The sequence below is a fragment of the Paenibacillus sp. TAF43_2 genome (genome assembly GCF_052113545.1).
Taxonomy (GTDB): Bacteria; Bacillota; Bacilli; order Paenibacillales; family Paenibacillaceae; genus Pristimantibacillus.
Window position 1 is genome coordinate 71494 of record NZ_JBFRDK010000029.1, and the last position, 9475, is coordinate 80968.

Below are 9475 nucleotides of genomic sequence, written 5' to 3' on the forward strand. Positions count from 1 at the left end.
GTTTGGATGCGAAATGATGTGAAATGGACACCTATCGATTGGGCGAGAGCCGCTTGCGATTCTTTAATGGACACTTATTTGCCAGAAAAGCTTCCTCCTGCCGGCCGCTGGCATTATCACCAAGGCGTGTTTCTTTGCGGGATGGAGATGCTGTGGCAGGCGGAGGGGGATGACCGTTACGCTGCTTATATTAAGCGCTACGTAGACAAGCTGGTGGATGAATGCGGCAACTTTGATTTTGCCCGTGACGAGCTGGATGCTATCCAAGTGGGGCTGTTATTGTTCCGTTTAGATGAACAAGGCGATGAGCGAAAATACAAAGTCGCAGCCGATAAGCTGCGCGGCCTGTTCGACACGCTGCACCGCACCTCGGAGGGAGGCTTTTGGCACAAGGATAAATATGCCTACAATATGTGGCTGGACGGCTTGTATATGGGCGGAGTATTTGCGCTAAAATATGCCAACGCCTACGGAGACATAGGGCTGCGCGAAATGGTGCTGCATCAAGAGCGGCTGATGCGCCGCTATATGAGGGATGAGAAGACGGGGCTGCTCTATCACGCTTGGGATGAGAGCAAGCAGATGCCTTGGGCAGATCCTGAGACCGGTTGTTCTCCAGAGTTTTGGGGTCGGTCACTTGGTTGGTACGGTCTTGCAGTGGCTCAGTTTCTTGATGAAATAGCGGAAGGCGAATCGGGACGTGCTGAGCTGGAAGCCGTGCTGGCTGATTTCTCCCGGTCGCTGATTAAGTATCAGGATGGAGAGAGCGGACTCTGGTATCAGGTCGTGGACAAAGGCCATTTGGCTGATAATTGGCTGGAAACCTCTTCTACTTGCTTGTTCGTTTATACGCTCGCAAGAGCTTACAAGCTTGGCCTTGTCGGAGCTGAGTGCTTGGATGCGGCAAGGCGCGGGTTTGAAGGGCTTGTTCGAGTGGTGCAGGCTGACGAGCAGGGGCATTTCATCCTGCCGGATATTTGCATCGGCACCTCGGCTGGCGATTATGAAAACTACGTCACGCGCCCAACAAGTCAGAACGATCTGCACGGCGTCGGCGCTTTCATTATGGCATGTGTTGAGATGGAGTCGCTTGTTGATCGGAAGGAGTAGCGGATAAAAGAGAAAGCTCTGCGGCAGAGTGAGCCGCAGAGCTTTGTTTAAATGTGCGCTTAGCACCTGTTATCCTTAATAAGCTTATTTAAAGCACCTGCTCCAGAAAACGTGCAGCTCTCTCGCTTTGAGGCTTAGTGAAAAACTGCTCAGGCTTCGTTTTTTCAACAAGCTTGCCGTTATCTAGGAAATAAATCGTGTCCGCAGCTTCGCGGGCAAACTTCATTTCATGCGTAACAATAAGCATCGTCATGCCGCTGTCCGCAAGGCTGCGAATAACATTAAGCACCTCTTTGACCATCTCAGGATCTAGCGCAGAGGTTGGCTCATCGAACAGCAGGATGTCGGGCTCCATCGCTAAGCTTCTTGCGATCGCAACGCGCTGCTTCTGACCGCCGGATAAGCGGGATGGATAACTATCTGCTTTGTCCGAGAGACCTACGCGAGCTAGCAGCTCCATCGCTTTCTTATGGGCTTCCTGCTGCGATACTCCTTTGACCTGAATCGGAGCAAACGTAATATTGTCGATCACGGTCATATGCGGGAATAGGTGAAAATGCTGGAATACCATGCCGATCCGCTGCCGCACGCGGGCAATATTTGTTTTGGGATCGGTAATAGCTGTTCCATCTATTGTAATCTCGCCGGAAGTCGGTGTCTCCAGCATATTTAAACAACGTAGAAAGGTGGATTTCCCTGAGCCGGATGGTCCGATTAGAGCAACGACCTCTCCTTTTTCAACGGTTGTTGTAATTCCTTTTAGCACTTGGTTTTTGCCGAAGGTTTTTGTTAAGTCGGTTACATTAATCACTGCGGCGCAGCCTCCTTTCAAGCATTCGAGCAAACGATGTTAAGACAAGCACAAGCACGTAATAGATCGCAGCTATAAATAATAATACTTCGATGGAGCGGAACTCAGTGGAGCGCACTACATCTGCACGGCGCATCAAATCCGATACCCCAATGACCGATACGAGTGACGATTCCTTAAGCAAAGCAACACATTCGTTCACGAGCGCCGGCAAAATATTACGAAGTGCCTGCGGAAATATAATGCGAAGCATCATCTTCCGGTACGGAATGCCGAGTGCAATGGCAGCTTCACGCTGCCCTTTGTCCACGGCCATTATGCCGCCGCGGATCGTTTCAGACAAATAGGCAGCTGAATTGAGTCCGAAGGCAAGGCCGGCAGCCATTAACGCAGGTATATCGTAATTGAATAACTGCGGCGTTGCATAATAAATAATGGTCAGCTGTACAAGCAGCGGCGTGCCGCGGAAAATAGATGTATAAGCGGTTGCGAACCACTCGAGCGGCTTAATGCCGGAAATTTTGAATAGGGAAAGCACCGTACCCCACACAAGTCCGAACAATGCGGAGACAAGGGTGAAGAGCAGCGTGACATATACACCCTTTAGAATATAAGGAGTGTATCCCTTCAGTATACTGAAGTCGATGTTCAAATTAAGCAGAGAATTGGATTGTTCCTTTTCAGCAGCAAACCATTTCTGTACGATTTCATCGAGCTTGCCATCGTCCTTCATTTCGGAGAGGACACCGTTAAACTCGTTCACAATAGTGGACTTCTTAGGAAATGCAATGGCGTAACCATTTTCCGCCGATTCAGCTGGCAGGAAATGCATCGCCAAACCCGGGTTAAGGTTGGTCATCTCAATGGCGACAGCGTCTTCTACGATAGCCGCATCGACACGTCCGGAGTTCAGCTCTTGGATAAGATCTGGAATCTTATTAAGCTTCTTAAGCGTGGCTCCTTCAATCGTTTCTGCGTAAAGATCCTGTGTGGAGCCAAGCTGCGTCGCGACTAGTTTACCCGATAAAGAAGCTTCTGTTTCGAGCGGTGCAGACTTCTTTGAGACAATCGTATTGCGGGCAGCGTAATACGTATCAGAGAAATCGACATTTTGCCTGCGCTCATCCGTGGCGGACATTGCGGACATGACGAAGTCGACTCGGCCGGTCTGAAGCGCAGCAACAAGCCCATTGAAATCCATGTGTGTGATTTCCAGTTCGTATCCGAGCTGACTAGTGATATACTTGGCTATATCGATATCCAATCCAACGAATTCGCCGTTGTTTTTGGCATCGACGCTTTCGTAAGGTGGATAATCGGCGGATGTGCCCATTATGAGTTTCTTTTTTTGACCATTAACTGTGGTGCTTGATGCACTCTCTGCACTAACGGAATAAGCGCTGCTTTTCCCCATAGGGAAGGCTTGTCCAAGTCCGACTAGCAGAGCCGTAAAGACAATAAGCGATAAATAAATGACTTTGAGCTTTTTTCGATTCATGATGTCCTCTTTCTTCTAAGTTGATAGGTTTAACAGGCTTATCTGTCATCACGAGATGAATGTATATAGATAAAATAGCTCTGTTTCAGCCGTATGTGCCTGCAACATTAGAAATTATATGGTGTTCCCTATCCTTTGTAAATAACCAAAGAGCCGCTTTTGTGAAAATTTCAGCATATTTATTAGTACCCACTTATATTTATGCTGAATTATTTATGCGAAAAGACTGCATTTATTGAAGAAATTAGTGCCTGCCATTTTTGTTTGCATATTCGAGATTTTGACAGTCGTCATTTGATCAGAATTACTGTTATAATATCCAGATAGAAAGAAAACTATTTTCAGATGAAGGGAGGTGAGTACATTGTTCGAGCTTGAACTGCATGACATCATACCGTATCTCATTTCGATCAGCCTACTTTGTTCATTAGCTTATGCTTACGCTTCGCATTTGCATTCTGGTGCCTATGAGTACTGGGAACGGAATCAGGTTGTAAGTATAATGTATAGTTTGCTGCCGCAGGTATTGATTCGTTCAATTCCGCTGCATCATTGGTTAGTTCGCAAGGTAAAGCGGAAAGAATCGCCAGATGAGGACATAGCAGACTGTTCCAACTCGTTTGTTCAGCTATTTTCAAACAAACGAGGAGGATTTTTATGCAAACGAACAATGTATTCACTTCTTTAAAATACGGACGTGTATTAATGGCCGGTTTGATGCTGGCAGGGCTGCTTCTAGTAAGCGGCTGTAGTACGGCTAGTGGAACGATTGATGGAAATACACCGGGTATTTTTAACCACTATGTCATTTACCCATTATCAGCGGTGCTTCAATATCTGGCTGATATGTTTGGCGGAAATTACGGTTTTGCGATTATTGGCATTACACTTATGATCAGACTTGTTCTACTGCCGCTCATGATGCGCCAGTATCGCTCTCAGAACCAGATGAAAACAAAGATGGCTATCCTTCAGCCGGAGCTCAAGCAGCTCCAAGATAAATACAAAAACAAGTCAGATGCAGCATCCAAGCAGAAGCTGCAGCAGGAAACGATGCAGCTTTACCAGAAGCATCAGGTGAATCCGCTCGCTATCGGGTGTTTGCCAATGCTCATTCAAATGCCGATATTGATGGGTCTATATTCCGCAATCAAGCTTACGCCAGAGCTGGCGGATCATTCGTTTCTTTGGTTTAAGCTAGGCTCGCCGGACATTGTGCTGCCGATTATCGCAGCGCTCGTTTATTTTGTACAATTCAAGGTTTCGCAGACGACGCAGCCCAATGCGAATGCTGCACAGCAGAAGCAGATGGCTTTCATGGGTTACCTATCTCCGATACTGATGGGCGTATTCGCTCTATCGGCACCGGCAGCTATCTCACTTTACTGGGTAACAGGTGGGTTGTTCATGATTGCGCAATCTTATTTAGCCAAAAAAGTGTACGCGCCGAAGGTGGATGTCGCACTCGAGGGCAGCGCCTAAATTTGAAGGAGACGATCAGATGTCAGTCGGTGTACTCGCTCATTTATTCGGAAGCTTGCCGTACAAGGAGCTTGCTCCTAAGGTTGCGGAGAGCGGCTTCAGCCATGTGCAGCTAGCTTTGTGGAAGGCGATTAGCGATGTCGATTTCAGCAAGCCTGGGAACTTAAGCCCAGGCCTTGCGAATGCAATCGGCGAGCAGTTCGATAAGCATGGCGTTTCGATTTCGGTGCTTGGCTGCTATGTTCATTTATTTGAACGAGACGAGCAGCTGCGCCGTGCCAATGTGAATCGATTCAAGGAGCTGCTGCGTTATGCGAAGTATTTCGGAGCGCCAATGGTAGCTGCGGAAACGGGACGGAATGAAGGCGGAGACTACACAGACCGAGATTGGTCCGTGATGAAGGCGACATTAGAGGAGTTAGTAGAGGAAGCTGAGAAGTGGGGCGTCTTTGTCGGTTTAGAAGCGGCAAACGACCATTTAATTGGTACGGCTCCTGAGCTGGCTCGGATGCTGGGGGAGGTTCCTTCCTCCAATATCGGTGTCGTTATTGATCCTGGCAATCTGCTGACATCTTCTAATTTTGCGAGGCAGGATGAGGTCATTGAACAAGCGTTCGAGCTGCTCGGTGATCGTATTATCGCGGCTCATGCGAAGGATCGCATGCTGCTCGGGAGTGGCGAGCTGGCTACTGTAACTGCTGGCCTCGGACAGATGAATTATGAGCTGTATATGAAGCTTTTGAATCAATATAAGCCGCATGTACACATCATCATGGAAGAAGCGAAAGAGCATCAGATGGCGGAGTCAAAGGCTTATATAGATGGAATTCGTGCGCGGGTATAAGGGCTTAAAAGCGAAAAACAGTAGACCATGGGACTCCCGAGGGCTGCTGTTTTTGTTTTTTTTATATTGGAAAATAGCCCGTCCTATTCAGTTGTGATTTCATCTGCATTACCTGAAGTCGGAACATTTCGAAGCAGCACAAGTAATTTTTTTTYGGAATCGGCATGAACTACTCCGCGAAGAACCTGATGTTTTGTATGAATGTCGAGTGAAAATTTCGTATGGAAAGGATCTGTTTCCGTCAATTGATAATAAACAACATCCTCCCAAGGAATGACTGTTTTTGCATGGTACACGCCATCTTCACCAATTGAATAATTAATTTTACCGCCAGAGAATATGGTGGTGAGCATAATGGGAAAAACATACGCAAACCAGTGCTTATAAACGATATCCGTTAAACCAAAGATAAGCAGTATCCATAAGGTCGTAACGATAACTACATACGACAGCACCGTGAGAGTGAATTTTTTGTCGGGAATAAGGAAAGATGGATTATATATTTGAACATTTTTTTTGGATTTTTTAAATATCCGAAATTGTTTATGCTCATTGTAGAAGGACCAAATGAGGATCAAGCAGCTGAGGATGTTCAATAATAATGTAAACAAAAAATCGATGTGCAATTCGGTCGCTCCTCGTATATTTGCTGTAGTTGTTAGTATAAAGGGAAATATCCGATAAGGTAGAGGAGATACTGAAAGCAGTGAAAAAAGAAATATTACTCTTCCATTGATTATAGGGATAACAATACTTTTGTACCAAGGGACTAAATTCCTATTTCATTTAAATTATATTTGATTTAAAAGAGCGCAAGCAACGAAATATAGTTTGGTAATTTCCGAAAGAGGTTTTGCGTGAAATGAATAAGAAGGAATAGTAGGTATAAGATGATCAGAATAATCAGGGGAGTTAAGCATTTTTTTGAGTGACACGATTTTCATTAATTTTTCCTTCGTTCCCAAGAACATGGTTCAAAAGCTCTGCTTTCAAACCAATGCTCTTCTCTAGTTTTATTAAATATGTAAGAAAGATATTTGCGATTACCGCGTCGTTTTTTTAAATATAGCTATGAATTATTGGTTACTGAAAGAGAATAGAAGCTTGAGCGTAATGAAGGGAATAAGAGCTATCAAAAAATGTATGGAATTAATATACATTTAATGGTTTGAAGTTTTTCTAGAGCTTGTTTGAAGTTTCTAACCTTCATTTTTTTTAGAATGCTGCTGACTTGATTTTTAACAGTACTTTCTGCTTTGAATAGAGTCTGAGCGATACTAACCTGGGTAAAGCCTCGCTCTAATAATTCGAAAATCTCTTTCTCTGCTGGTGATAAAAGTTGAAGAATAGCATTTTTTTTTAGCTTGGCATAATCCTCTAATAGGATTTCTATTGAATTTTCTTTGTTTGAAAATGTTCTAATGATATGTGGTAAATCGCGATAGTCAATTTTAGATATGCAGTGTAGCGCTCCTGCATTATACGCATCTAGAATAGTTTCACTGTCTGTTTTTTCTGTTATGAAGATGACTTTCGTTGGTCTAATCATATTCATTTTTAATGAGAGTTCAATTCCGTCGAGTTTACTCTTAGCAGGATTTAATTTTATAAGAACAAGATCAGCGAGTTGGAATTGCTCTAAAGCCTCGTTTTCATTGCTCGCGCAACCGATAATTCGAAAATTCTCTACAATTATTAGGTGATCATAAATGCTCTTCTGCCAGAGAGGATCATCTTCAACAATTAATATGTGTATAAGTTTCATACAATCATTCCTCTATATTTAAATGTAAGGATATTTTAACTAAGGGATTTTTAACCTATTAAATAAATTATATCTTTTTTAAAAGAACGCAAACAACGAAAAATAGAGTGGTATTTTCCGAAAGGGGTTTTGCGTGGAAGAAATAAAAAAATGGGTAGAAGCATTAGAGTGCCATAAAATATATTAGCGTAACACCATAATAAAAATGACTAACCGTCCAACAAAGGGTATTGTGGATAGTTAGTCTTTTTGAAAATGGGAGCCTAGTTATATGTTTTATTATTATTATTATTATTTTTAGAATTAGTAAATTTACGTCCTACAAAACCTACTAATGCCAGAAAGGCGAAAGAAAACATAATGGCTTTATAATCATAGAAGAAGATGCGAATAATAATAAAACCGGTCAGACCGCCAAATATCATAAATTCAAATATTTTTTTCATTCAGATTTTTCCTTTCTGTAAACGTTGTGTCATAAAATCTTTTTTTTAATGGATAAAACTCCGTGTTGAACGATGAAAACCAAAGAGCAACAGGTGAAATGCTGTGAGTATTTAAGTTTCTTACTACGTGTTTTCTCCTGAGCGCTGAGGTTCTTACGTAAAATACAATGTTGGTTAAATGGCTCAATGATTGAAGAGAATGACTTGCATAATTGATTTGTTGAAGGCTATTCCTATTGATGATTATCGTTTTTTTGTTAATGAATCTCGTTGAAAAGGATAATTGAGTGCGTGATGTTATAGCTACCGTTTGATCTTTATATTGTAGATAGCTCCAAAAGATAATAATGATGGAAGAAGCGGCAGCTAGAAAGAACATGTAGGGTTGAAGAGTTGGAATTTGTCCAAGAGCAAGCGTGATGCAAATATTTAAAATAAACTTAAGCCATATGAAGTGAAGCAAACTTCGTGATGGAGCAACATATAATTGGGAGTCCGGGACGCCAACTTTCTTTTCTAGCATTGTAAAATCCCATTCTGGGAAAAGCTTGTTAAGCACAGAAGTGACCATCTTTTTTCTTATCCAGGGAATAAGAATAGTACTGCTGCTTTCCTCTTCATTTCCCCCTCCAATACAATCAAGATATACAGTACATACTTGGAAGGGTTCACGGAGTAAGCTTTCTTCTATTCTAATTGCTGCTATACTATCAAGCTTAATGGTTACTGTGTGCGTGTTTATTAATCCTCTTTTTATTTGCAAGCCTTGCTCATGCACATTTATACGGAAACGATGATATTGAAAGAAAGTGAAAAATATAGATAAGATAAGTGAAGTGATAATGATCATAGAAAAAATGATACCTATTTGCATAGATAAATTTAAGGATTTTAAGGCCTGTTCAAAGGCGATGATATTTTTATTTTCACGAACGAATCCCATTTGAAAATAAATAAACATAATTAGTGAGATGAAATATCCTAATTTCATAGTAGTTATACCATAGAGAACAATAGCCGATGGTCGTTGTTCCCACATCAATGTATTGCTAGTTTCCTTATAATTAATGATTGCTTTAATTCGCTTGACCTCTTCATGCTTGACGGCAGTAAGCTTAATTAATGCTTCCCGTTCTCCTCCCTCCGTGTCCATTCTCATCTCGACGACACCGAACAAACGCTGCCAGAAGGAAATCCTTATATCAATATTGCATATTCGATTAATTGCAATCGAACGGTTTTTTTTGAACCAGATGCCGCTATTAATGATCAGGTGGCCATCATCAAAGCGATAGCTGAAATTTTTCCAGAAGAAATAGCTTCTGCTTATACTAATGATCATACTAGCTATAATGATACCCTTTATATTAATTGATAAATTTAAAAGGTAGTTTTGGTGCATAATCCAATAGATTACGCTTATAAAGAGCATAGTTAGTATTTTTTTTATGCTTCCGGCAAAAATGATGCTACTGTGCAGTTTCATCGTTTTCAGGTCCATACTATTCATGATTATCAC

Annotated in this window: 10 protein-coding genes; 4 read left to right on the top strand and 6 right to left on the bottom strand. The window is 42.4% G+C overall.

The features are described 5' to 3' along the window. Positions 1-6: 6 nt before the first annotated feature. Positions 7-1110, top strand: coding sequence for a glycoside hydrolase family 88/105 protein (locus AB4Z17_RS09095; RefSeq protein WP_441959374.1), 1104 nt, complete (start codon positions 7-9; stop codon positions 1108-1110). Between the two features lie 88 nt (positions 1111-1198). On the opposite strand, the gene AB4Z17_RS09100 is transcribed toward AB4Z17_RS09095, so the two are convergent. Together AB4Z17_RS09100 and AB4Z17_RS09105 are read right to left on the bottom strand one after the other, a co-directional pair. Next, positions 1199-1921 carry an amino acid ABC transporter ATP-binding protein gene (locus AB4Z17_RS09100; protein WP_441959376.1) on the bottom strand — a complete coding sequence of 241 codons (723 nt, stop codon included), beginning with the start codon at positions 1919-1921 and terminating at the stop codon, positions 1199-1201. Beyond that, on the bottom strand, positions 1914-3419 hold the full coding sequence (locus tag AB4Z17_RS09105) for an ABC transporter substrate-binding protein/permease (RefSeq protein ID WP_441959378.1): 1506 nt from the start codon (positions 3417-3419) through the stop codon (positions 1914-1916). The genes AB4Z17_RS09100 and AB4Z17_RS09105 overlap by 8 nt, the downstream gene beginning before the upstream one ends. Positions 3420-3783: 364 nt before the next feature. Between AB4Z17_RS09105 and AB4Z17_RS09110 the strand changes: the two genes are divergently transcribed. The 3 genes from AB4Z17_RS09110 to AB4Z17_RS09120 are packed head-to-tail and all read left to right on the top strand — an operon-like array spanning position 3784 to position 5745. Next, positions 3784-4107 carry a hypothetical protein gene (locus tag AB4Z17_RS09110; protein ID WP_441959380.1) on the top strand — a complete coding sequence of 108 codons (324 nt, stop codon included), beginning with the start codon at positions 3784-3786 and terminating at the stop codon, positions 4105-4107. Continuing rightward, positions 4077-4901: a membrane protein insertase YidC gene (gene yidC / locus AB4Z17_RS09115; protein WP_076266344.1), complete on the top strand. Its 825-nt coding sequence runs from the start codon at positions 4077-4079 to the stop codon at positions 4899-4901. The genes AB4Z17_RS09110 and yidC overlap by 31 nt, the downstream gene beginning before the upstream one ends. A gap of 19 nt (positions 4902-4920) precedes the next feature. Next, a complete protein-coding gene (locus AB4Z17_RS09120) occupies positions 4921-5745 on the top strand; it encodes a sugar phosphate isomerase/epimerase family protein (RefSeq protein WP_441910078.1) in 825 nt (274 codons plus the stop codon). Positions 5746-5828: 83 nt separating this feature from the next. On the opposite strand, the gene AB4Z17_RS09125 is transcribed toward AB4Z17_RS09120, so the two are convergent. The 4 genes from AB4Z17_RS09125 to AB4Z17_RS09140 all read right to left on the bottom strand — a co-directional run. After that, positions 5829-6371 carry a DUF5673 domain-containing protein gene (locus AB4Z17_RS09125; RefSeq protein ID WP_441959382.1) on the bottom strand — a complete coding sequence of 181 codons (543 nt, stop codon included), beginning with the start codon at positions 6369-6371 and terminating at the stop codon, positions 5829-5831. 506 nt (positions 6372-6877) lie between these two features. Continuing rightward, the gene (locus AB4Z17_RS09130) at positions 6878-7510 is read right to left on the bottom strand and encodes a response regulator (protein WP_441959384.1); all 633 of its coding nucleotides are present in this window, start codon (positions 7508-7510) and stop codon (positions 6878-6880) included. Between the two features lie 263 nt (positions 7511-7773). Next, entirely contained in the window at positions 7774-7956 is a 183-nt protein-coding gene (locus AB4Z17_RS09135) for a hypothetical protein (RefSeq protein WP_441959386.1), read from the bottom strand. After that, the coding region (locus tag AB4Z17_RS09140; protein ID WP_441959388.1) for a PH domain-containing protein at positions 7940-9475 on the bottom strand (1536 nt) is incomplete at its 5' end. The genes AB4Z17_RS09140 and AB4Z17_RS09135, both read right to left, overlap by 17 nt.

What these genes read in the sequence shown, in the direction of transcription:
- AB4Z17_RS09135 (WP_441959386.1), bottom strand. Translation starts at nt 7,956, where the DNA reads ATGAAAAAAATATTTGAATTTATGATATTTGGCGGTCTGACCGGTTTT.
- AB4Z17_RS09105 (WP_441959378.1), bottom strand. Translation starts at nt 3,419, where the DNA reads ATGAATCGAAAAAAGCTCAAAGTCATTTATTTATCGCTTATTGTCTTT.
- AB4Z17_RS09120 (WP_441910078.1), top strand. Translation starts at nt 4,921, where the DNA reads ATGTCAGTCGGTGTACTCGCTCATTTATTCGGAAGCTTGCCGTACAAG.
- AB4Z17_RS09130 (WP_441959384.1), bottom strand. Translation starts at nt 7,510, where the DNA reads ATGAAACTTATACACATATTAATTGTTGAAGATGATCCTCTCTGGCAG.
- AB4Z17_RS09095 (WP_441959374.1), top strand. Translation starts at nt 7, where the DNA reads ATGCGAAATGATGTGAAATGGACACCTATCGATTGGGCGAGAGCCGCT.
- yidC (WP_076266344.1), top strand. Translation starts at nt 4,077, where the DNA reads ATGCAAACGAACAATGTATTCACTTCTTTAAAATACGGACGTGTATTA.